General features: G+C 66.2%; 20 protein-coding genes and 2 tRNA genes. 14 read left to right on the top strand and 8 right to left on the bottom strand.

Annotated features, from left to right (window positions below; all coding sequences use genetic code 11):
• Entirely contained in the window at positions 1-570 is a 570-nt protein-coding gene (locus tag ACZ5EF_RS05090) for a hypothetical protein (protein WP_346063734.1), read from the top strand.
• A gap of 16 nt (positions 571-586) precedes the next feature.
• Here the strand turns inward: ACZ5EF_RS05090 and ACZ5EF_RS05095 are convergent, their stop codons facing one another.
• Positions 587-1102 (bottom strand): helix-turn-helix domain-containing protein, encoded by a 516-nt coding sequence (locus tag ACZ5EF_RS05095; RefSeq protein ID WP_346063733.1) that lies wholly within the window; start codon positions 1100-1102, stop codon positions 587-589.
• A 425-nt stretch (positions 1103-1527) separates the two neighbouring features.
• Between ACZ5EF_RS05095 and ACZ5EF_RS05100 the strand changes: the two genes are divergently transcribed.
• From ACZ5EF_RS05100 to ACZ5EF_RS05115, 4 genes are all read left to right on the top strand, one after another.
• Positions 1528-2427: a LysR family transcriptional regulator gene (locus tag ACZ5EF_RS05100; protein ID WP_346063732.1), complete on the top strand. Its 900-nt coding sequence runs from the start codon at positions 1528-1530 to the stop codon at positions 2425-2427.
• A 141-nt stretch (positions 2428-2568) separates the two neighbouring features.
• Positions 2569-4062, top strand: coding sequence for a glutamate--tRNA ligase (gltX, locus tag ACZ5EF_RS05105; RefSeq protein ID WP_346063731.1), 1494 nt, complete (start codon positions 2569-2571; stop codon positions 4060-4062).
• Between the two features lie 252 nt (positions 4063-4314).
• A tRNA-Ala gene (locus tag ACZ5EF_RS05110) sits at positions 4315-4390 on the top strand.
• Between the two features lie 24 nt (positions 4391-4414).
• Positions 4415-4490, top strand: a tRNA-Glu gene (locus ACZ5EF_RS05115).
• Positions 4491-4974: 484 nt separating this feature from the next.
• Here ACZ5EF_RS05115 and ACZ5EF_RS05120 read toward each other — a convergent pair.
• Positions 4975-5856, bottom strand: a complete 882-nt coding sequence (locus tag ACZ5EF_RS05120) for an NAD(P)-dependent oxidoreductase (RefSeq protein WP_346063730.1) — start codon at positions 5854-5856, stop codon at positions 4975-4977.
• Between the two features lie 82 nt (positions 5857-5938).
• A complete protein-coding gene (gene gltA / locus ACZ5EF_RS05125) occupies positions 5939-7225 on the bottom strand; it encodes a citrate synthase (RefSeq protein WP_346063729.1) in 1287 nt (428 codons plus the stop codon).
• A 399-nt stretch (positions 7226-7624) separates the two neighbouring features.
• On the opposite strand from gltA, the gene sdhC reads away from it, so the two are divergent.
• From sdhC to sucD, 9 genes are all read left to right on the top strand, one after another.
• Positions 7625-8002: a succinate dehydrogenase, cytochrome b556 subunit gene (gene sdhC / locus ACZ5EF_RS05130; RefSeq protein WP_346063728.1), complete on the top strand. Its 378-nt coding sequence runs from the start codon at positions 7625-7627 to the stop codon at positions 8000-8002.
• Positions 7996-8343: a succinate dehydrogenase, hydrophobic membrane anchor protein gene (gene sdhD, locus ACZ5EF_RS05135; protein WP_346063727.1), complete on the top strand. Its 348-nt coding sequence runs from the start codon at positions 7996-7998 to the stop codon at positions 8341-8343. Before sdhC ends, sdhD begins: the two co-directional genes overlap by 7 nt.
• Positions 8344-8346: 3 nt before the next feature.
• Complete coding sequence (gene sdhA / locus ACZ5EF_RS05140; protein ID WP_346063726.1) at positions 8347-10119, top strand: succinate dehydrogenase flavoprotein subunit; 1773 nt, start codon at positions 8347-8349, stop codon at positions 10117-10119.
• A 15-nt stretch (positions 10120-10134) separates the two neighbouring features.
• A complete protein-coding gene (locus ACZ5EF_RS05145) occupies positions 10135-10839 on the top strand; it encodes a succinate dehydrogenase iron-sulfur subunit (RefSeq protein WP_346063725.1) in 705 nt (234 codons plus the stop codon).
• A 276-nt stretch (positions 10840-11115) separates the two neighbouring features.
• On the top strand, positions 11116-13950 hold the full coding sequence (locus ACZ5EF_RS05150) for a 2-oxoglutarate dehydrogenase E1 component (RefSeq protein ID WP_346063724.1): 2835 nt from the start codon (positions 11116-11118) through the stop codon (positions 13948-13950).
• Positions 13951-13992: 42 nt separating this feature from the next.
• The gene (odhB, locus tag ACZ5EF_RS05155) at positions 13993-15519 is read left to right on the top strand and encodes a 2-oxoglutarate dehydrogenase complex dihydrolipoyllysine-residue succinyltransferase (protein WP_346063723.1); all 1527 of its coding nucleotides are present in this window, start codon (positions 13993-13995) and stop codon (positions 15517-15519) included.
• 48 nt (positions 15520-15567) lie between these two features.
• The gene (gene lpdA / locus ACZ5EF_RS05160) at positions 15568-17004 is read left to right on the top strand and encodes a dihydrolipoyl dehydrogenase (protein WP_346063722.1); all 1437 of its coding nucleotides are present in this window, start codon (positions 15568-15570) and stop codon (positions 17002-17004) included.
• Positions 17005-17136: 132 nt separating this feature from the next.
• Positions 17137-18303 (top strand): ADP-forming succinate--CoA ligase subunit beta, encoded by a 1167-nt coding sequence (sucC, locus tag ACZ5EF_RS05165; RefSeq protein ID WP_346063721.1) that lies wholly within the window; start codon positions 17137-17139, stop codon positions 18301-18303.
• Positions 18303-19175, top strand: a complete 873-nt coding sequence (gene sucD, locus ACZ5EF_RS05170; protein ID WP_346063720.1) for a succinate--CoA ligase subunit alpha — start codon at positions 18303-18305, stop codon at positions 19173-19175. Before sucC ends, sucD begins: the two co-directional genes overlap by 1 nt.
• 65 nt (positions 19176-19240) lie before the next feature.
• Here the strand turns inward: sucD and ACZ5EF_RS05175 are convergent, their stop codons facing one another.
• The 5 genes from ACZ5EF_RS05175 to siaB all read right to left on the bottom strand — a co-directional run bounded on the left by ACZ5EF_RS05175 (position 19241) and on the right by siaB (position 23311).
• Positions 19241-20332, bottom strand: a complete 1092-nt coding sequence (locus ACZ5EF_RS05175) for a lysylphosphatidylglycerol synthase transmembrane domain-containing protein (RefSeq protein WP_346063719.1) — start codon at positions 20330-20332, stop codon at positions 19241-19243.
• Positions 20329-21453 (bottom strand): glycosyltransferase family 4 protein, encoded by a 1125-nt coding sequence (locus ACZ5EF_RS05180; RefSeq protein WP_346063718.1) that lies wholly within the window; start codon positions 21451-21453, stop codon positions 20329-20331. The genes ACZ5EF_RS05175 and ACZ5EF_RS05180 overlap by 4 nt, the downstream gene beginning before the upstream one ends.
• Before the next feature lie 141 nt (positions 21454-21594).
• On the bottom strand, positions 21595-22377 hold the full coding sequence (gene siaD, locus ACZ5EF_RS05185; protein WP_346063717.1) for a biofilm regulation diguanylate cyclase SiaD: 783 nt from the start codon (positions 22375-22377) through the stop codon (positions 21595-21597).
• Positions 22374-22769 (bottom strand): biofilm regulation phosphoprotein SiaC, encoded by a 396-nt coding sequence (siaC, locus tag ACZ5EF_RS05190; RefSeq protein WP_346063716.1) that lies wholly within the window; start codon positions 22767-22769, stop codon positions 22374-22376. Before siaC ends, siaD begins: the two co-directional genes overlap by 4 nt.
• A gap of 8 nt (positions 22770-22777) precedes the next feature.
• Positions 22778-23311 carry a biofilm regulation protein kinase SiaB gene (gene siaB / locus ACZ5EF_RS05195; protein ID WP_346063715.1) on the bottom strand — a complete coding sequence of 178 codons (534 nt, stop codon included), beginning with the start codon at positions 23309-23311 and terminating at the stop codon, positions 22778-22780.
• Between the last annotated feature and the right edge of the window lies 1 nt (position 23312).

Below are 23312 nucleotides of genomic sequence, written 5' to 3' on the forward strand. Positions count from 1 at the left end.
ATGGAGGCGAGGCGCCGACTGACCTGGGCGGGAGCACTATTCCTGACATTGAGCATGGCCGGCTGTGGCGGCGAGGCGGAAGAGGCGACGCCGACCCAGTCGCCCGCCGAGCCCATGGAAGAGGTCGCCGAGCCCCAGGAGACGGCGCCCGAGGAGACGGCGCCCGACGAGGGCATGGCTCCCCTGGCGGAGCCGGTGTGGGTGGAGCTCGATGCCGAGGTGCGGCCCGACCGGCGGCTGAGTGTCTCCGGCGAGACCAACCTGCCCGAGGGCACGCAGGTCCTGATCGTGGTGGTGCGCGATGCCAGTGGCGTCAGTTGGCGCTATCGTACCCAGGTCGGCGAGGCGGGGCGCTTCGAGGTGGGGCCCTTCGGCTCCGGCAGCGGCCTGGCGGCGGGGGACTATACCCTGCGTTTGGAGATGTCGCCGGGCAACCTGCAGCCGGCCTCGGTCCAGGCGATCATCGGCACCCAGGGGGAACACCTCAAGGGTGACTGGGTGCGGGAGGGTGGCCACGGCCTGGGCCAGGTGATCGAGTATCGGACCACCTACCAGGTGGGCCATCGTTGATGGCCCCGCGATCAATTCAGTCGTCGAGGCGGGCCCAGCGGGTCACCAGCTTGCCATGCAGCTCGAGCCCCGGGGACTCGCCTTCGAGGCGACGCACGTCCAATTGCCCCTGCTTCTCCACCAGATAGTCTCCCGGCCCCAGGTAGCGGCTCAGGGGCTGGATGGCGGCCAATGCGCCCGGCGGCAGCGCCTCGAAGGACTCATCGCTGGCCGGTGTCACCAGGTAGGCGGGCGCCTTCTGGCCCTCCAGCATCAGCGTCGGCGCTCCCTGGCCTTGCCAGGGCAGGGGCAAGTGATGGGAGAGGCGCAGCGGTTGCTGGCCGCCACCGGCGCCATCGTCCAGCAGGTGGCTGAGCGGGCAGCCCAGCGCCTCTGCCAGGGCCACCAGGCGCTCATGGCCGATCTGCTTGATGGCACCCGATTCCCAATAGGAGATGGTCACATCGGAGACGCCGACCAGGCGAGCCAGGGCGGCCTTGTTGAGCTGGGCTTGTAAACGGAGCTGCTTGATTCGGGGACCGAGCGATTCCATCGAAGTCTCTCGTCAGCGTGAAAAGGGAAATGCCGCAGAATATCGGCCTCGTGGCATCGACCACGGAAGGTCAACGATAGTTCGGTGGCGCTGATGTGACAACGACGGATCCGTTAAGTTGCGTTTGCTCTTGGTGTCCGCACGGAACGAGGAGGGGAGGTGACAAAAGAAAAGCGCGCCGGTTGTCGAATAACATCCGGCCGCGCACAAAGCAGATATGCACTGAAGGCGTCATCCAGGCCGACCGTGGCCGGCCCGATGGCGTTGACCCGTCGAGTGAGCGCAGGCTCGTCTCGGCAGGCAGGGCCAGTATAGTCAGTCGGCATTTGCGTAATAAGTGGGTACAATCGAAAACTAGTGTTTCCAAAATGGAAACACTGCCTGAAACATGGCTCGATCGAATCCCCCGACAGAGGAGGTCCGCGGTGGCGACCCTGGATGCGCTCAAGGTGTTCGTGGAGGTGGTGCGGGGGGGCAGCTTTACCGCGGCGGCCCGGCGGCTGGGGATTTCCAAGTCGCTGGCCTCCAAGCGGGTGGCGGCCCTGGAGGAGGAACTGGGGGTCAGCCTGCTCAACCGTTCCACCCGCTCCCTGCACCTCACCGAGGCCGGCCAGATCTACTATGAGCATGGCCTGCGCATCCGCGAGGAGCTGGCCTCGGCGGAGGCCCAGGTGCAGTCGGTGACGGCGCGCCCCCGGGGCCAGCTCAAAGTGAGTGCCCAGGTCAGCTTCGGCTTTATGTACCTGGCCGAGCCCACCACCGCCTTTATGCGTCGTTACCCGGATGTGGCGGTGGAGATCCTGCTCGAGGATCAACGCTTCGAGCCCATCGACGATGCGGTGGACCTGGCCATTCGCATGGGGCCCCTGCCGCCCTCCAGCCTGGTCTCGCGGCCGCTGTGCAAGGTGGTCTATGGCCTCTATGCGGCGCCGGACTACCTGGCGCGGATCCACCAGCCGCTGCACCATCCCCAGGATATCGCCCACCACGACACCGTCTTCTACGGCAACTACGACCTGGGGGCCCACTGGCGTTTCTCGCTGAATGATCAGCCGCTGGACGTGGAGCCCCACTCTCGGCTGGTGATCAATAACCTGCTGGGGGTGGTGGAGGCGGCCAAGGCGGGCTTCGGCCTGGCCTACCTGCCGACCTTCGCGGCCCGCGCGGCGGTGGAGGAAGGCCGCCTGGTGCCCCTGTTGCAGCCCTACTGGAACGAGCATGGCAGCATGCTGGTGCTGTTCCGTTCCCGCAAGTACCTGCCCGACAAGACGCGGGCCTATCTCGATTTCATCACCGACTGGTTCCACGAGCACCTGGTGCTCTAGGGCACAAGCCCTGTGGCCTGGGTATTGAGCGCTCCTCACGATCCTCTGGGACGCCTCTCGGGTTCCGGTGGCTGCTGGGGAGGGGACGAGTGCGTATAATCGCCCCCCAGGACATCACCTCTCTAGCCAATGGATTCCGAGATGACCGTACGTACCCGTATCGCGCCGTCCCCCACCGGCGATCCCCATGTGGGCACCGCCTATATCGCTCTGTTCAATCTCTGCTTCGCCCGTCAGCAGGGCGGGCAGTTTATCCTGCGCATCGAGGACACCGATCGCGAGCGTTCCACCCCCGAGTCGGAGCAGATGATCCTCGACTCCCTGCGCTGGCTGGGCCTGGAGTGGGACGAGGGCCCAGACGTGGGCGGTCCCCATGGACCCTATCGCCAGAGCGAGCGGGGCGATATCTACGCCGAGTACGCCCGGCAGTTGCTGGACGCCGGCCATGCCTTCAAGTGCTACCGTACCAGCGAGGAGCTCGACGAGCTGCGCGAGGCGCGCAAGGCCGCCGGCCTGCAGATGGCCCTCAAGCCCGCCGACCTGGCCCTGCCCGAGGAGGAGGTGGCGCGCCGTGAGCGGGAGGGCTGGCCCTATGTGGTGCGCATGCGGGTCCCCACCGAGGGCACCTGCCGGGTCAAGGATCGCCTGCGTGGGGTGATCGAGGTGGACTGGGCCCAGGTGGACGCCCAGATCCTGCTCAAATCCGATGGCATGCCCACCTACCACCTGGCCAATGTGGTGGATGACCACCTGATGGGCATCACCCATGTGCTGCGCGGCGAGGAGTGGATCAACTCGGCGCCCAAGCATCAACTGCTCTACGAGTACTTCGGCTGGGAGATGCCGGAGCTGTGCCATATGCCGCTGCTGCGCAACCCGGACAAGTCGAAGCTCTCCAAGCGCAAGAACCCGACCTCCATCAACTACTACCGGCGCATGGGCTTCCTGCCCCAGGCGGTGACCAACTACCTGGGCCGCATGGGCTGGTCGATGCCCGACGAGCGGGAGAAGTTCTCCCTCGACGAGATGATGGCCCACTTCGACGTCGAGCGGGTCTCCCTGGGCGGGCCGGTCTTCGACCTGGAGAAGCTGACCTGGCTCAACGGCCTCTATATCCGCGAGGACCTGGACGATGACGCCTTCCTCCAGGCGCTGCGCGACTGGGCCTTCAACGAGGCCTATGTGCGCGAGATCCTGCCCCAGGTGCGCCCGCGGGTGGAGACCCTCTCCGAGGTGATGCCGCTGGCCGGCCACTTCTTCTCCGGCCTGCCGGCCATCGACGAGTCCAGCTTCGCGACCGTCAAGCTGGAACGGGACGAGCTGGTGCGCCTGCTGCAGTTCCTGGTATGGCGCCTGGAAGGTGTATCGCGCTGGGACAAGGAGAACCTGCTGGTGGAGGTCAAGGCCCTGAGCGAGGTCTTCGAGCTGAAGATGAAGGCCTTCCTGGCCCCGGTGTTTATCGCCGTGACCGGCTCCGCCACTTCCACCTCGGTGTTGGATGCCATGGCGATCCTCGGCTCGGACATGACCCGCGCCCGGCTGCGTCATGCCATCGCCGTGCTGGGCGGCGTCTCCAAGAAGCAGGCCAAGCGCCTGGAAAAGGAATTTCGAGAGCTTCCCGGAGCCGGAAGCTGACAGCTGGACTAGAAGTTCACTGTAGCGGTGAGCGGCGCCGGGGCCCCGCAAGAGCAAAGCGTCTTTATCAGGGACGATAAAGTCGAGCCTCCAGGGATGGATTTACGGCGTCTTTGCGATGCGGGGTCCCGGGGTAGCCGCGGATCGAAATCGCCAAGTCAGGGACGCGGCTTCGGATAGCGAGAGAAGTTTGAAAAAGTGTTGACGAAGGCGAGGGAGATCAGTACTATACGCCTCGTCTTCACGAGATGTGGGGCCTTAGCTCAGCTGGGAGAGCGCAACACTGGCAGTGTTGAGGTCAGCGGTTCGATCCCGCTAGGCTCCACCAACATCTCGAGAGTCTGGAAGATGCGTCCCATTCGTCTAGTGGTCTAGGACACCGCCCTTTCACGGCGGTAACAGGGGTTCGAACCCCCTATGGGACGCCACTTTCCACATCGCTCCAGCAGAGGGACACCGAGGCGCCGTGAGGCGTTTTTTTTGTCTCTCGATTCCGGGCCTCTCCCTCGTTTCGCAGGGACTCCTCTCGGCCCATCGACCCTGATTTTTCCCTCCCTGGGCTTGACAACCGCCACGAGTTGTCCACGACCCGTGTCATCCTTCCGTCATCTTGTGCACAACCCGGCGTCGGCCCGCATGGTTGCGGCAATTCTTATTTTATCCTTTTAAAATCAATGCCTTATAAATGGATAAAAATTGAGCAATCTAAGCGTAACCCCCTTGTCATGGCGCTTGCTGGGCCTTGTCTCAAGGTTGTAAACAGCTTTATCCACAGATTATGTGGACAAGCGCTGGGACGTGGATAACGTCGCCTACGTGGAAGTTTCGTGGGAACTCAGAGCCCGGGCGGGGCGGGGAATGCGACGGGGCGGATCGGCGTGCGGGGGAGGGGAGCTCCCCTCCCTCCGGGCATTAGTCGCGCTGCAGTCGCTTGAGCAGCGACGAGGTGTCCCAGCGGCCACCGCCCATGGCCTGGACGTCGCCATAGAACTGATCCACCAGGGCGGTCAGCGGCAGGCGGGCGCCCAGCTCCCGGGCCTGGTCGAGGCAGATGGCCAGGTCCTTGCGCATCCAGTCCACCGCGAAGCCGTGCTCGTAGTCGTCATCGATCATGGTGCGATGGCGATGGTCCATCTGCCAGGAGCCGGCGGCGCCCTGGGAGATCACCTCGATCACCCGCTGGCGGTCCAGGCCCGCCTTCTCGGCCAGGTGGAGCCCCTCGGCCAGGCCCTGGACGACCCCGGCCACGCAGATCTGGTTGACCATCTTGGTGAGCTGGCCGCTGCCGGCGGGGCCCATGTGGGTCACCGCCTTGGCGTAGTGGGCCAGGGTCGCCTCGACCCGGGCGAAGGCCGCGGCCTCGCCGCCGCACATGATGGTCAGGGCGCCGTTCTCGGCGCCCTGCTGGCCGCCGGAGACCGGGGCGTCGAGGAAGTCGATGCCGGCCCCGCGGCAGGCGGCATCGAGCTCCTGGGCCAGGCTCGCCGAGGCGGTGGTGTGATCCACCAGCAGGCTGCCGGGCGCCATGCCCTCGAGGGCCCCGTCCTCGCCGCTGGTGACCTGGCGCACGTCGTCGTCGTTGCCGACGCAGACCAGCACCAGATCGGCGCCGGCAGCGGCGTCTCGGGGGGTGGCGTGGTGACTGCCGCCGTGCTCGGCGACGAAGGCCTCGGCCTTGGCCACGCTGCGGTTATAGACCCGGACCGTCAGGCCCGCCCTGGCCAGGTGGCGGGCCATGGGCTGGCCCATCACGCCCAGGCCGATAAAGGCGACGGTGGCGATAGTGGATGACATGGAAAGGCTCCTCTGTATGACGGGGAGAAACACAGAAGGCCGCCCATGGGGCGGCCTTCTGTGGTCTGCGGTGCGCTGACGCTTACTCGGTCGGGTAGTCGCGTTGCGGATGGCCGATGTAGAGCTGACGCGGGCGACCGATCTTGTAGTCGCTGCTGATCATCTCGTGCCAGTGGGAGATCCAGCCGATGGTGCGCGACATGGCGAAGATCACCGTGAACATATTGGTGGGGATGCCGATCGCCTTGAGGATGATGCCGGAGTAGAAGTCGACGTTGGGGTAGAGCTTGCGCTTGACGAAATACTCGTCCTCCAGGGCGATCTCCTCCAGGCGCTTGGCGATGCGCAGCTGCGGGTCATCGGCCTGGCCCAGCTGACCCAGCACCTCGTCGCAGGTCTCCTTCATCACCTTGGCGCGGGGGTCGAAGTTGCGGTAGACCCGGTGGCCGAAGCCCATCAGGCGGAAGGGGTCGTCCTTGTCCTTGGCCCTGTCGATGAAGCGCTGGATATTCTCCTCGGAGTCGTCGCCGATCTCGTCGAGCATGTTCAGCACCGCCTCGTTGGCGCCGCCGTGGGCGGGGCCCCAGAGGGCGGCGATGCCGGCGCTGATGCAGGCGAAGGGGTTGGCGCCGGTGGAGCCGGCCAGGCGCACCGTGGAGGTAGAGGCGTTCTGCTCGTGGTCCGCGTGGAGCATGAAGATGCGATCCATGGCCTTGGCGAAGACCGGATTGATCTGGTACTCCTCGCAGGGGTTGCTGAACATCATGTAGAGGAAGTTTTCCGCGTAGCTCATATCGTTACGCGGATAGTTGAAGGGCTGGCCGATGTTGTACTTGTAGCACATGGCCGCCAGCGTCGGCATCTTGGCGATCAGGCGGATGGCGCTGATCTGCCGGTCTTCCTCGCGGGTGATGTCCAGGTGGTCATGATAGAAGGCCGCCAGGCCGCCCACCACGCCACACAGGATCGACATGGGGTGGGCATCGCGACGGAAGCCCTTGTAGAAGTTGGCCAGCTGCTCGTGGACCATGGTGTGGTTGCGGATGGTGCGCTCGAAGGTCTGGTACTCTTCCTTCGAGGGGCGTTCGCCATTGAGCAGCAGGTAGCAGAGCTCCACATAGTTGGAGTGCTTGGCCAACTGGTCGATGGGGTAGCCGCGGTGCAGCAATACGCCCTTGCCGCCATCGATATAGGTGATGGCGGATTGGCAGGAGGATGTGGCCATGAAGCCCGGATCATAGGTGAAGACGCCCTCGGCGCCCAGGCCGCGGACATCGACCACGTCGGGGCCGACGGTGCCGGAATAGACAGGCAGCTCGATTACCTTGTCCAGCCCTTCGATCGTCAACTGCGCTTTCCTGTCAGCCATGCCGGCCTCCTCTGTATCTCTCGTTTCGGACGATAAGTCGTTGTCTCGCTTGCCATGCTGGCGTAAAAAGTTCGCCCACTATAGAAGCGTGTCGGGGATTGTCAATTAGCCGAAAGGCCTTGTGGTTGTATATGGTTGGCAGGGTGTATAGTTGTTGTACAGTTGTTGCTGCCCTGCATCATTGTGCGCTTCTGGTGGTGGCGGTCAAGGCTAAACGATGGTCGTGTTCGATACGGTTAGGTTTGTCATGGTTAGCCCTTGTCCCTATAATCCACCCCGCGCGACTGGCAGGAATGGAGTCGTGCCGACTTGGCAAACGGCCGAGCCCTTCCTCAAAACCACCGCCCGCTTGGGCCTTGCCCCAACCAGGAAGCGGGCCAAGAGAGTGTGTATAGAGCCGTGAATAGCAAACGACCCGTAAACCTCGACCTGACGACGATCAAGATGCCGCTCCCGGCATTGACGTCGATTACCCACCGCATCACCGGCATCCTCCTCTTCATTGGGCTGATCTTTGCCTTCTGGGCGCTGGATACGTCGCTCTCCTCTCCCGAGGGATTCGACGCCGTCAGCCATGCCCTTTCCAATAACCTCCTCGTCAAGCTCATCGCCTGGGGACTGCTGTCGGCCCTGGCCTACCACTTCGTGGCCGGCATCAAGCACCTGCTGATGGACATGAATATCGGCGTGACCCTCGAGGGGGGCCTGAAAAAGGCACAGGCCACCGTGGTCATCAGTGCCGTCCTGATCATTCTGGCGGGAGTCTGGGTATGGTAACCAACATCACAAGCTTCGGCCGCAGCGGCCTCTCCGACTGGCTGATCCAGCGCGTCTCCGCGCTGATCCTGGCCGTCTACACACTCTTCATGGTCGGCTATCTGCTGTTCAACCCGGGCCTCGACTATGCGGCCTGGAGCGGGCTCTTCTCCGCCACCTGGATGCGCATCTTCTCGCTGCTGGCCTTCGTCTCCCTGGCGGCCCACGCCTGGGTGGGCCTGTGGACCGTGACCACCGACTACCTCAAGGCCACCGCCCTGCGCCTCGTCGTGCAGATCGTGATCATCCTGGCCATCTTCGTTTTTCTGGTGTGGGGCATTCAAGTCCTGTGGGGAGCCTGATTCATGTCTAACATGCGTAGCCTGACCTTCGACGCAATCATCATCGGTGGCGGCGGCTCCGGCCTGCGGGCCGCCCTGGAGCTGGCCAAGTCCGGCAAGAAGACCGCGGTCCTCTCCAAGGTCTTCCCGACGCGCTCCCACACCGTCTCCGCCCAGGGCGGCATCACCTGCGCCATCGCCTCCGCGGATCCCAATGATGACTGGCGCTGGCACATGTACGACACCGTCAAGGGCGGCGACTACATCACCGACCAGGACGCCGCCGAGTACATGTGTTCCGAGGGCCCCAAGGCGGTCTTCGAGCTGGAGCACATGGGCCTGCCGTTCTCGCGCTTCGACAATGGCCGCATCTACCAGCGTCCCTTCGGCGGTCAGTCCAAGGACTTCGGCAAGGGCGGCCAGGCGGCCCGTACCTGTGCCGCCGCCGACCGCACCGGCCACGCCCTGCTGCACACCCTTTACCAGAACAACCTGAAGAACAACACCACCTTCCTCAATGAGTGGTTCGCGGTGGATCTGGTCAAGAACGCCAACGGCGACGTGGTGGGCTGCATCGCCATGTGCATCGAGACCGGCGAAGTGGTGCATGTGAAGTCCAAGGCCACCGTGCTGGCCACCGGCGGTGCCGGTCGCATCTACGCCTCCACCACCAATGCCCTGATCAACACCGGTGACGGCATCGGCATGGCCCTGCGTGCCGGCTTCCCGATGCAGGACATGGAGATGTGGCAGTTCCACCCCACCGGTATCTACGGCGCCGGCACCCTGGTCACCGAGGGCTGCCGCGGCGAGGGTGGCTACCTGGTCAACAAGGACGGCGAGCGCTTCATGGAGCGTTACGCCCCCAACGCCAAGGACCTGGCCGGCCGCGACGTGGTGGCCCGCTCCATGGTCATGGAGATCCTCGAAGGTCGTGGCTGCGGCGAAGACGGCGATCACGTCTTCCTCAAGCTGGATCACCTGGGCGAGGAGGTCCTCGGCAAGCGCCTGCCCGGCATCGTCGAGCTCTCCAAGACCTTCGCCCACGTGGACCCGGCCAAGGAGCCGATTCCGGTGGTGCCGACCTGCCACTACATGATGGGCGGTATCCCCACCAACGTTCACGGCCAGGCGATCCTGCAGGACGCCGACGGCAACGACCAGATCGTCAACGGCCTGTTCGCCTGCGGCGAGGCGGCCTGCGTCTCGGTGCACGGTGCCAACCGCCTGGGCGGCAACTCCCTGCTCGACCTGGTGGTCTTCGGTCGCGCCGCCGGCATGTTCATCGAGAACGCCCTCAACGAGGGGATCGACTACCTGGACGCCTCCGACTCCGATATCGAGTCCGCCATGGCGCGCATGAACCGCTGGAACGAGTCCTCCGGTGGCGAGTCCGTGGCCGAGCTCAAGCGCGAGCTGCAGGGCATCATGCAGAACTCCTTCGGCGTCTTCCGTCAGGAAGACAACATGCAGGAAGGCGTCAAGCAGCTGGCCGAGCTGCGCGGGCGTATCGCCAACGCGCACCTGGAGGACAAGTCCAACGCCTTCAACACCGCCCGTGTCGAGGCCCTGGAGCTGGATAACCTGATGGAAGTGGCCGAGGCCACGGCGATCTCCGCCCTGGAGCGCAAGGAGAGTCGCGGTGCCCACTCCCGCTACGACTACCCGGACCGTGACGACGCCAACTGGCTGAAGCACTCGCTCTACTTCCCGGCCGAGAAGCGGCTTGGTCAGCGCGACGTCAACTTCGCGCCCAAGACCGTCGACACCTTCGAGCCGAAAGTCCGTACCTACTAAGGGGAGCCACGATCCATGCTTCAGGTATCCGTATATCGCTACAACCCGGAGACCGACTCCGCGCCCTATATGCAGGAGTTTCAGGTCGACACCCAGGGCCGTGATGTCATGGTGCTGGACGTCCTGCACATGATGAAGGAGCAGGACTACGGCCTGGCCTACCGCCGTAGCTGCCGCGAGGGCGTGTGTGGCTCCGACGGCATGAACATGAACGGCAAGAACGGCCTGGCCTGCATCACCCCGCTCTCCGAGGTGGTCAAGAACAACAAGCTGGTGCTGCGTCCCTTGCCGGGCCTGCCGGTGGTGCGCGACCTGGTGGTCGACATGGGGCTGTTCTACCAGCAGTACGAGCGTATCCAGCCGTACCTGCAGAACGACACCCCGGCGCCGGCCATCGAGCGCCTGCAGTCGCCGGAGGACCGCGACAAGCTGGACGGCCTCTACGAGTGCATCCTGTGCGCTTGCTGCTCCACCTCCTGCCCGTCGTTCTGGTGGAACCCGGACAAGTTCGTGGGCCCGGCGGGCCTGCTCCAGGCCTACCGCTTCCTCGCCGACTCCCGCGACGAGGCCACCCGCGAGCGCCTCTCCGAGCTGGAGGATCCGTTCTCCGTGTTCCGCTGCCGCGGCATCATGAACTGCGTCGCGGTGTGCCCCAAGGGCCTCAACCCGACCCGGGCCATCGGCAAGATTCGCGAGATGTTGCTGGCCAATGCCACTTAAAACCGCGCGTCTTGCTTGGTATCATGGGCGCCGCCCGGTAACTGCGACCCAGTGTCGCAGTTACCCCGGCCCCGTCGAGGTCAGCCGGTGCCTAGTGCGCCGGCTTTCTTCGAACGATCATCAGGCAGGTTGTGCCGGTAACGATAATAAGTGGCCTGTTTGCAAGCTTAAGTGCCGGAAGGATGAACCGCCCGCCGGCAGGGCACCAGGAACGCCGATGCGGCGACCCCCGTGTCAGGCGCCGACAACACCCCATCAGTGCAGGGTGACCGAGAGATGCAAGAAGGCATAATGGAGTTGATGTGGCGCACTTCCCACATGAGTGGTGGCAATGTCCACTATGTGGAAGCGCTCTACGAGCAGTACCTCGTCGATCCCAATGCTGTCCCCGATGAGTGGCGCAACTACTTCGACCAGTTGCCCCGCCCCGAAGGCAGCTCCTCCCAAGACGTCCCCCTTAGTCCGATCCGTGACCAGTTCTATCAGCTAGCCAAGACCCGCCGCACCGCCCAGGCCGCCGCTTCCGGCGACAGCGGCGACAGCAAGAAACAGGTCAAGGTGCTCCAGCTGATCAACGCCTACCGCTTCCGTGGCCACCAGCGCGCCAAGATCGATCCCCTCGACCTGCGCAGCCCGACCCCGGTGCCCGACCTGGATCTGGCCTTCCACCAGCTGACCCCCGCGGACCTGGACACCGAGTTCCAGACCGGCTCGCTGTTTATCGGCAAGGACAAGGCGCCCCTCAAGGAGATCGTCGAGTCCCTGGAGCAGACTTACTGCCGCGCCATCGGCTGTGAGTTCATGCATATCGTCGATACCGAGGAGAAACGCTGGCTGCAGCAGCGCTTCGAATCGGTGCGCAGCGCGCCCAAGTTCAGCCCCGAGGTGCGCAAGCATGTGCTCGAGCGGCTTACCGCCGCCGAGGGCCTGGAGAACTACCTGGCCTCCAAGTACCCGGGCACCAAGCGCTTCGGCCTGGAGGGCGGCGAGTCCTTCATCCCCATGATGGACGAGCTGATCCAGCGCGCCGGCGGCTACGGCACCAAGGAAGTGGTGATCGGCATGGCCCACCGTGGCCGCCTCAACCTGCTGGTCAATATCCTCGGCAAGAGCCCCTCCGAGCTGATCGAGGAGTTCGACGGCAAGAAGGTCATCGAGCACGGCTCCGGCGACGTCAAGTATCACCAGGGCTTCAGCTCCAACGTCATGACCCCGGGCGGCGAGGTGCACCTGGCGCTGGCCTTCAACCCCTCCCACCTGGAGATCGTCTCGCCGGTGGTGGAGGGCTCGGTGCGCGCCCGCCAGGACCGCCGCAACGACGGCGACGGCACCAAGGTGCTGCCGATCAATGTGCACGGGGATGCGGCCTTCGCCGGTCAGGGCGTGGTCATGGAGACCTTCCAGATGTCCCAGACCCGCGCCTACAAGACCGGCGGCACCCTGCACCTGGTGATCAACAATCAGGTCGGCTTCACTACCTCCAACCCCCTGGACACCCGCTCCACCGAGTACTGCACCGACATCGCCAAGATGGTCCAGGCGCCGATCTTCCACGTCAACGGCGACGACCCCGACGCCGTCCTGCATGCCGCCCAGGTCGCCCTGGACTACCGCATGCAGTTCAAGAAGGACGTGGTCATCGACCTGGTGTGCTACCGCCGCCGCGGCCACAACGAGGCCGACGAGCCCTCCGGCACCCAGCCGATGATGTACGGCAAGATCAAGAATCATCCCAGCTCCCGGGCGCTCTATGCCCAGCGGCTGGTGGAGCAGGGCGTGCTCTCCGAGGAGGCGGCCAAGCAACTGGTCGAGACCTACCGGGAAGACCTGCTGGCCGGCAATCACGTCGCCAACGCCCTGGTCAAGGAGCCCAACAAGTCGCTGTTCGTCGACTGGGCCCCCTACCTGGGCCACGAATGGAGCGGCGACGCCGATACCACCGTCGACATGAAGCGCCTGCAGCAGCTGGCCGCCAAGATGTGCGAGATCCCCGACGGCGTCGCCGTGCAGCGCCAGGTGGCCAAGATCTACGAGGATCGCCGCAAGATGCAGGCCGGCGGCATGGCGCTGAACTGGGGCTTCGCCGAGACCCTGGCCTACGCCACCCTGCTCGACCAGGGGCATCCGATCCGTATCACCGGCCAGGACGTGGGCCGCGGCACCTTCTCTCACCGCCATGCGGTAGTGCATAACCAGAAGGACGGCAGCACCTATGTGCCGCTGGAGCATATCGCCGATGGCCAGCCGCGTTTCACCATCCACGACTCCTTCCTCTCGGAAGAAGCCGTGCTGGCCTTCGAGTACGGCTATGCCACCACCATGCCCAATGCGCTGGACATTTGGGAGGCGCAGTTCGGCGACTTCTTCAACGGCGCCCAGGTGGTGGTGGACCAGTTCATCTCCTCCGGTGAGACCAAGTGGGGCCGCCTGTGTGGCCTGACCATGCTGCTGCCCCACGGCTACGAAGGCCAGGGCCCCGAGCACTCCTCGGCGCGCCTGGAGCGCTTCCTGCAGCTGTGTGCCGAGCACAACATGCAGGTCTGCGTGCCCACCACTCCGGCGCAGATCTTCCATCTGCTGCGTCGCCAGGTGATTCGCCCGCTGCGCAAGCCGCTGGTGATCATGTCGCCCAAGAGCCTGCTGCGTCACAAGGAGGCCACCTCCAGCCTGGACGAGCTGGCCCATGGCAACTTCCAGATGGTGCTGCCCGACCAGGGCAAGCTCGAGGCGGAGAAGGTCAAGCGGGTGGTGCTGTGTTCCGGCAAGGTCTACTACGACCTGGCCGGCTACCGGGCCGAACAGGCGCGCGACGACACCGCCATCGTGCGTCTGGAGCAGCTCTATCCCTTCCCCAAGGAGGAGCTCTATCAGGCCCTCAAGACCTACCCCAACCTGGAACAGGTGGTGTGGTGTCAGGAGGAGCCCCTCAACCAGGGCGCCTGGTATTCCAGCCAGCACCATATGCGGGCCGTCGCCGACATGTTCAAGGACGGCCTGGGCCGCGACCTCAAGTTCGCCGGTCGTCCCGCCTCGGCGGCCCCCGCCGCGGGCTATATGTCGGTACACGTTGAACAGCAGCGCCAACTGGTGGACGACGCCTTCAATCTGTAAGGCGCCCACCGGACGAGAGAACACACAAGGGAAACGACCAAGATGGCAACCGAGATCAAAGCGCCTACCTTTCCTGAGTCCGTTGCCGAAGGCAGCGTGGCGGCCTGGCACAAGCAGCCGGGGGACAGCGTCGAGCGCGACGAGCTGATCGTCGAGATCGAGACCGACAAGGTGGTGCTGGAAGTGCTGGCCCCCGAGGCGGGGACCCTGGCCGAGATCAAGGCCGAGGAGGGCGCGATCGTGGCCTCCGAGCAGGTGCTGGGCACCCTCGGCGCCGCCGGCGCCAAGGCCGAGGCGAAGAGCGCGGCCAAGAACGACGCCGCCCCGGCCAAGGCCGAAGCGCCCGCCGCCTCCGGCAAGCAGCACGAGGTGAAGGCGCCGACCTTCCCCGAGTCGATCCAGGAAGGCACCGTGGCCGGCTGGAGCAAGCAGGTCGGCGAGGCGGTCAAGCGCGACGAGGTGCTGGCCGAGATCGAGACCGACAAGGTGGTGCTGGAAGTGGTCGCCCCGGCCGACGGTGCCCTGGTGGAGATCAGGGCCGAAGAGGGTAGCCAGGTGGCCTCCGAAGAGGTGCTGGCGATCTTCGCCGAGGGCGCCGCTGGCGAGGCCGCCGCACCCGCCGCCGAGGCCCCGAGCGCGGCCGCAGACGAGGGTGTCGACGAGCAGGTCGGCGACAAGATCCTGGCGCCGGCGGCCCGCAAGCTGGTGGCCGAGCATGACCTGGACGTGGCCAAGATCGACGGCACCGGCAAGGGCGGCCGCGTCCTCAAGGAGGACGTGCAGCGCGCCATCCAGGCCGGCAACGCCAAGAAGGCCAAGGCCGCCGCCGCACCGGCCGCCCCGGCCGCGGCCCCGGTGGTCGAGGGCGAGCGCCCCGAGAAGCGCGTGCCGATGAGCCGCCTGCGTCAGACCATCGCCAAGCGCCTGGTCCAGGCCCAGCAGACCGCCGCCATGCTCACCACCTACAACGAGGTGGACATGAGCGCGGTGATGGGCCTGCGCGCCCAGTACAAGGACACCTTCCTCAAGGCCCACGACACCAAGCTCGGCTTCATGGGCTTCTTCGTCAAGGCCGCCACCGAGGCGCTCAAGCGCTTCCCGGACGTCAATGCCTCCATCGATGGCAGCGATATCGTCTACCACGGCTACCAGGACATCGGCGTGGCGGTGTCCACCCCGCGTGGCCTGGTGGTTCCCGTCCTGCGTGACACCGCCACCATGTCGCTGGCCGATGTGGAGAAGGGCATCGTCGATTTCGGCAAGCGCGCCCGTGACGGCAAGCTGGGTATCGACGAGATGCAGGGCGGTACCTTCACAATTACAAATGGGGGCATCTTCGGCTCACTGATGTCGACGCCGATTCTGAATCCGCCGCAAACCGCCATCCTGGGCATGCACAAGATCCAGGAACGACCCATGGCGGTGAACGGCAAGGTCGAAATTCGTCCGATGATGTACCTGGCGCTCTCCTACGACCACCGCATGATCGACGGCAAGGACGCGGTGCAGTTCCTGGTCGCCGTCAAGGATCTGCTGGAGGATCCGGCACGCCTGCTGCTGGACGTCTAAGCGCCATCTACCGGACTCAAACGCGAACCGATCAACAGGAAAGATTCAATGGCCGATAAATTTGATGTGATCGTCATCGGTGCGGGCCCCGGCGGCTATGTGGCCGCCATTCGGGCCGCCCAGCTGGGGCTGAAGACCGCCTGTGTCGAGAAGTGGGTCAACAAGGAAGGCAAGACCGTGCATGGCGGTACCTGCCTGAACGTGGGCTGCATCCCCTCCAAGGCCCTGCTGGAGAGCTCCCACAAGTTCGTCGAGGCCCGCGATCATTTCGATGAGGTGGGCATCGAGGTGGCCGAGGTCACGCCCAATATCGCCAAGATGCAGGCGTTCAAGGCTCAGGTGATCGCCAAGAACACCGGTGGTATCAGCGCCCTGTTCAAGGCCAATGGCGTTACCGCCCTGGAGGGGACCGGCAAGGTGCTCTCCGGCAAGAAGGTGGAAGTCAGCAAGGACGGCCAGAGCGCCGTCTACGAGGCGGACCATATCGTCATCGCCTCCGGCTCCGTGCCGGTGGAGATCCCGCCGACCCCGCTGACCGAGGGCCTGATCGTCGATTCCAGCGGCGCCCTCGAGTTCACCGAGGCGCCCAAGCGCCTCGGCGTGATCGGCGCCGGCGTGATCGGCCTGGAGCTGGGCAGTGTATGGAACCGCCTGGGTTCCGAGGTCACCGTGCTGGAGGCCATGGACGCCTTCCTGCCGATGGTCGATAGCGCCATCGCCAAGGAGACCCAGAAGCTGCTCAAGAAGCAGGGCATGGACATCCGCATGGGCGCCCGGGTCACCGGCTCCGAGGTCAAGGGCGACGAGGTGGTGGTCAAGTACACCGACGCCAAGGGCGAGCAGGAGCAGACCTTCGACAAGCTGATCGTCTGCGTGGGTCGCCGCCCCTACACCCAGGGCCTGCTGGGCGATGACGCCGGCGTCAAGCTCGACGAGCGCGGCTTTATCTTCGTCGACGACCACTGCCGCACCAGCGTGCCGGGCGTCTACGCCATCGGCGACGTGGTGCGTGGCCCGATGCTGGCCCACAAGGCCTCCGAAGAAGGCGTCATGGTGGCGGACATCATCGCCGGCCATAAGGCCGAGATGAACTACGACGCCATCCCCAGCGTCATCTACACCTCGCCGGAAGTGGCCTGGGTCGGCATCACCGAGCAGGAGGCCAAGGCTCAGGGCATCGAGGTCAAGACCGGTTCCTTCCCGTTCTCCGCCAATGGCCGCGCCCTGGCCAACAATGCCCCCGAGGGCATGGCCAAGGTCATCGCCGACGCCGAGACCGACCGCATCCTGGGCATGCATATCGTCAGCCAGCACGCCGGCGAGCTGATCGCCCAGGGCGTGATCGCCATGGAATTCGGCTCCAGCGCCGAGGACCTGGCGCTGACCTGCTACGCGCACCCGAGCACCTCGGAAGCGATTCACGAGGCGGCCCTGGCAGTGGATGGCCACGCCATCCATATGGCCAACCGCAAGAAGCGCAAGTAAGACAACAAGCGCCGCCGCCCGGCGGCGCGGCGCGCCCGGCGATGTATCGGGCGCGATCGGTGGTGACCCGTCCCCTCGCCACGAGGCACTCGGGTCACCGTTCGAGTCACATGCAACCAATGGCATGACACGATGAACCTTCACGAGTATCAGGGCAAACAGCTGTTTGCCGACTATGGTCTGCCGGTGTCCAAGGGCTTCGCCGTGGACACTCCCGAGGAAGCCGCCGAGGCCTGCAAGAAGATCGGTGGCGAGATGTGGGTCGTCAAGGCCCAGGTGCACGCCGGTGGTCGCGGTAAGGCCGGTGGCGTCAAGCTGATCAAGGACCCGGCCGAGGCCAAGGCCTTCGCCGAGCAGTGGCTGGGCAAGAACCTGGTGACCTACCAGACCGACGCCAACGGTCAGCCGGTGGCCAAGATCCTGGTCGAGAACTGCACCGATATCGCCTCCGAGCTCTACCTGGGCGCCGTGGTCGACCGCACCACCCGTCGCGTGGTCTTCATGGCCTCCACCGAAGGCGGCGTGGAGATCGAGAAGGTCGCCGAGGAGACCCCCGAGAAGATCCTCAAGGCCGAGATCGACCCGCTGGTCGGCGCTCAGCCCTACCAGGCCCGTGAGCTGGCCTTCGCCCTGGGCCTGTCCGGCAACCAGGTGAAGCAGTTCACCAAGATCTTCCTGGGTCTCTCCAAGCTGTTCCACGACAAGGATCTGGCGCTGCTCGAGATCAACCCCCTGGTGATCACCGACGAAGGCAACCTGCACTGCCTCGACGCCAAGATCAACCTGGACAGCAACGCCCTGTACCGCCACCCGGACCTGCAGGCGATGCGCGACCCCTCCCAGGAGGACGCTCGCGAGGCCGAGGCGGCCGAGTGGGAACTGAACTACGTGGCCCTCGACGGCAACATCGGCTGCATGGTCAACGGCGCCGGCCTGGCCATGGGCACCATGGACATCGTCAACCTCAACGGCGGCAAGCCGGCCAACTTCCTCGACGTGGGCGGCGGCGCCACCAAGGAGCGGGTCGCCGAGGCGTTCAAGCTGATTCTCTCCGACGATAACGTCAAGGCGGTGCTGGTCAACATCTTCGGCGGCATCGTGCGCTGTGACATGATCGCCGAGGGCATCATCGGTGCCGTCGAGCAGGTCGGCGTCAACGTGCCGGTCGTGGTGCGCCTGGAAGGCACCAACGCCGAGCTGGGTGCCGAGAAGCTGGCCTCCAGCGGTCTGAACATCATCGCTGCGACCAGCCTGAGCGACGCCGCTCAGCAGGTGGTCAAGGCAGCGGAGGGCAAGTAATGAGCATCCTGATCGACAAGAACACCAAGGTCATCTGCCAGGGCTTCACCGGCGGCCAGGGGACCTTCCACTCCGAGCAGGCGATCGCCTACGGCACCCAGATGGTCGGCGGCGTGACCCCGGGCAAGGGCGGCCAGACCCACCTGGGCCTGCCGGTGTTCAACACCGTCAAGGAAGCCGTGGAAGCCACCGGCGCCGAGGCCAGCGTGATCTACGTGCCGGCCCCGTTCTGCAAGGACTCCATCCTGGAAGCCGCCAACGGCGGCATCAAGCTGATCGTCTGCATCACCGAGGGCATTCCCACCCTCGACATGCTCGACGCCAAGGTGAAGTGCGACGAGCTGGGCGTGCGCCTGATCGGCCCGAACTGCCCCGGCGTGATCACCCCGGGACAGTGCAAGATCGGCATCATGCCGGGTCATATCCACCAGCCGGGCAAGGTGGGTATCGTCTCCCGCTCCGGCACCCTGACCTATGAAGCCGTCAAGCAGACCACCGACCACGGCTTCGGCCAGTCCACCTGCGTGGGCATCGGTGGCGACCCGATCCCGGGCTCCAACTTCATCGACATCCTCGAGATGTTCGAGAAGGACCCGCAGACCGAAGCCATCGTGATGATCGGTGAGATCGGTGGCACCGCCGAGGAAGAGGCGGCCGCCTTTATCAAGGCCAACGTCTCCAAGCCGGTGGTCTCCTACATCGCCGGCGTGACCGCTCCTCCGGGCAAGCGCATGGGCCATGCGGGCGCCATCATCTCCGGCGGCAAGGGCACCGCGGACGAGAAGTTCGCCGCCCTGGAAGACGCCGGCGTCAAGACCGTGCGCTCCCTGGCGCACATCGGCGACGCCCTGAAGGAAGTGACCGGCTGGTAAGCCATCACCGCCTCAGACGCGCCGCAAAGGGCACCCCTCGGGGTGCCCTTTTTCGTGGCTGCGCCTCAGGAGGCGAGTGGGCGCGCCAGCCAGCGGCCCGCCTGGACGAGGAACACCGGGGCCCCGGCGAGAAGGTAGAGGTGATAGCTGATCAGGCGCCAGATCACCACGGCGGCGGCGGCCTGGTCGCGCTCCATCAGCGGCAGCAGCAGGGCGCCGACGCTGAGTTCGGCGGTGCCGGCGCCGCCGGGCAGCACGCTGAGCTGGCTGGCCGCCATGGCCAGCATCTGCACCAGGAAGGTCCAGGCCCAGTCGGCCAGCGCCTCGCCCTGGCCGGCGACGCCGAGCACGGCCAGGTAGAGCAGGCTGTAGCGCAGCAGCCAGTGCAGGGCGCAGAGGGCGAAGACCGCCGCCAGCACCCGCGGCGGCAGGCGCAGGGTGGCGATCAGGGTGCGCCGGGCGCCGAGCAGCTGGCGGGCGAGGCGGCGGCGCCGCCGGGGGCCGGGCCAGGCGAGCCAGGGACGCCGGCGGAGCAGCCGCGGCAGCCCGGCCAGGGCCAGCCCCAGGCCGCCAAGCAGCAGGCCCAGGCCGAGCAGGGCGCCGGCCATCAGGGCGCGGTGCGGCCAGTCGATGGCGCCGGCCAGGGTCGCCGCGACCAGCAGGCCGAGCATCAGGGCGAAGAACAGCAGGTCACAGGCCTGGTCGACCAGGTAGATGGCCGAGGCCCGGGCCGGAGGATAACCGCGCCGGGCCAGCAGTAGCAGGAAGGTGGCGGCGCCGCCGCTGCCCCCCGGGGTGGCGCAGAGGGCGAACTTGGCGGCCATCTCGATGGCCAGGGCGCCGTCCTGGCCCAGGCGCCCGGCGCGACCCGAGAACAGCAGGCGCCAGCGGGCGGCGTTGAGGTTCCAGCACAGCACGGCGATGGCCGTCATCAGCGCCAGCAGGGGGAGCGGGAAGGCGGCCAGCGCCGCCAGGGTGCCCGCGCCCCCCAGCCACCAGGGCAGCAGCAGGGGCGCCAGCAGCGCCAGGGCCAGCAGGCCGAGATGGTGCCATCGCCATCCCGGTGGCCGGCGCGGCGCCGTTATCCCCGCTCGGCCCGGGTGTCTGCGTGAGGCGTGCCGCGGACCGGGGTCGCAGGATGGGCGCGGCGCCGTCATCCCCGCTCGGCCCGCGCGGCGGCGGGGCGGGCCTCGCCGCCGACCAGGGCCGCATAGTGCTGGCTCAGGTCGCCGATCACCCTGTCCCAGTCGTAATGGCGCTCCACATGGCGACGCGCGTGGCGCCCCATGGCCGCCGGGTCGTTGAGAAACAGCTCCGCGACGGCGCGGGCCATGTCCGCCGGGTCCCGGGGACGGCAGAGGATACCGGCGCCCAGCGGGATGGTCTCCTTGAGGGCGCCGGCGCGGGCGGCGACCACCGGCAGGCCGCTGGCCATGGCCTCCTGGGCCACCAGGCCGAAGGTCTCCCGGGTGCCGGCATGCAGCATGGCATCGGCGCTGGCCAGGGCGCGGGCCACCTCGTCGGGTGGGCAGTAGCGGGGGACCACCGTGATGTTGGCGGGGACGCGGTGGGGCATGCCGGGGCCCATCAGCAGCAGGTGATAGTCCGGCCCCAGGCGGGCCAGGGTGGCCAGCAGGACGTCCACCTGCTTCTCGGGGGAGCAGCGTCCGGCGAAGACCAGCAGGCGCTGGTCGTCGTTCAGCCCCAGGCGCTCGCGCAGCCCCGGGTCGCGGTGGCGGGGATGGAAGGCCGTCAGGTCGACCCCCAGGGGCTGCAGGCGCACGCCCTTTACTCCCCAGTCGTCCAGGCGCTGGGCCATGGCCGTGCAGGGGGCCAGCACGCTGTCGAAGCGCCCGTAGAGGTCGCGCACATAGCGCCGCAGGCGCCGACCGACCCGCTGACCGAAGCGGTCGCCCATCAGCCGTGGCAGGTCGGAGTGGTAGAAGCCCACCACCGGGATATCCAGGGCGCGACCGGCCTCCAGGGCCGCCCAGGCGGTGACATAGGGGTCGCCGGCCTCGATCAGGTCGGGGCGCATCTCGATCAGGGCGTCACGCCAGGGGCGCCGGCGCAACGGGAAGCGGTAGCCCTGGCCCAGCGGCAGGCGCGGGGCGGGGAGGGTATGCACGCCGCCCAGGGCGCTGCGCTCGGCCCCGGGCACCAGCAGGCTGGTGCGCAGGTCGGGGCGGCCGGCCAGCACCCGTCGCTTGGCCTCGAGGTAGGTGCGCACGCCGCCACTGGCCGGGGCGTGGAACATGGTGATATCGACGAGATGCAAGGGGCCCTCCTGGCGCTGTCATGCCTGGTGGCCAGGGTAGGGCAGGGATACGACAGTTCGACGACAGCGCCGGGAGGCGGTCAGGATGCGGGGGCTCGGGCCGTACTCCGGTGCGAGAGCGACGCGCTGCCGCGGTGCTCTCTAGCATGAGGCGAGTTGGCTGCGGTCGCGGCCCTCGCGCTTGGCTTCCAGCAAGGCCTGATCGGCCCGCTGCAGGGTCGTCAGGTAGGGCTCGCCAACGCGGTGCTCGCTGAGCCCGGCGCTCAGCGTCACCGAGAGCCACTGGTCGCCGCTGGCGACCCGCACCTGGGCCAGCCGGGTACGCAATCGCTCGACGATGCTCGAGGCCTCCTCCAGGCCGGTGTCGCCCAGCAGCAGCAGGAACTCCTCGCCGCCCCAGCGACCGCAGAGGTCATAGTCGCGCAGACCCTGGCGCATGGTGCGGGTGATCGCCACCAACAGCTCATCGCCCACGTCGTGGCCGTACTCGTCGTTGATCTGCTTGAAGTGATCGATATCCAGCAGCGCCAGGGTATAGCGGCGCCCGCCCCGGTCCAATTGCGCGAGCCGTTCGTCGATCAGCCGCCGATTGGGCAGTTCGGTGAGGGCGTCGTGGTGGGCCTCCTGGTGCAGCGTCTGGTTGCGTTCGCGCATCAGCGCCTGATAGCGATCGGAGATCCGCGACAGCTTCTTCTGGCGCTTCAGGGCCCGCTCGTAGCGCTTCTGGGTCACCTGCTGGGCTTCCCGGGCTAGGCTCTGGTAGCGATCGGAGATGCTCATCAGCCGCTCCAGCTGCTCCTGCTGATCGCGGTGCTGTAGGTAGAGCGCCTCCAGGGCCTCGCGCAGGGGGTGCTCGGCATGCCGCGGGTCGGCGAGCAGTGCGGCGACTCGCTCCAGCAGCCCCTCCTCGCCGAGGGCTTTCATGGGACCACCTTGGCCGGGGTGATGACGAAGGGGTAACTGCAATCCTCCTTGAACTCCTCGGCGAGCTCGGCGATGCGCTCGTTGCGGGGATCATAGTGCCAGGTCACGCTGACCTGGCGTCCCTGCTCGTGGGCCTCCTCGAGCAGGTCGAAGATATCCATCATCGCCTTCACCGAGGAGGTGTTGAGGTAGACCAGGCCGAGTTCCAGTCGCAGGGGACGGCTCTCCTGCGTCAGGAAGCCCTGGACCCAGGCGATCACCTGGTCGAAGAGGTCATAGGAGTTCTCCGGATAGGAGTCCCCCTGCATGGTCAGGCGGCCGGCGGCCCAGTCGCTGCGAATGATCGGAGTGGACTGACTGCCGGAAATGTCGAGATCGGGAATCATGGTCATGGCGGGCATCAGATGGTGGCTGTCAGGCTGAAGAAGCTTTGCGTCTCGCTGAGAGGCTGCAACGAGGCGCGCATCGGTTGGCTCGATTTGCGGGCGATATCGAGCAGGCCCAGGCCGGCGCCGCTGGGGGAGGCCTCATCCCGGGGCTGACGCAGTTGGCGCTTGTAGGCGGCCTTGAGTTCGGTCTTGTCGAGACCCGCCAGCGCTTCGATGGTGGCCACCAGGCGCTGGCCATCGGGGGTTTCCACCAGGTTGCCCGCCGAGACCTGGTAGCGTCCCTCGCTGTCCTGGGCGACGGCCACGGTGGCCGAGGCCTGATCATCGCCATAGCCCTGGCGGCGGGCATAGTGGCGGATATTCTGGGTCATCTCGATATAGGCGGCGAAGACATCCATGGCCGCGGCGGGGGCGGCCTGCTGGGTGTCCAGGTAGTTGCGCAGCGCCTTGCCGATCTCCTCGATCAGGCTGCGCGAGATGGGGCCATTGAAGCACAGCATGACCCGTTCGCGCTGATAGCTTTCCCGCATGCTTAGTAGATCCATG

The organism is Bisbaumannia salifodinae, from assembly GCF_055388505.1.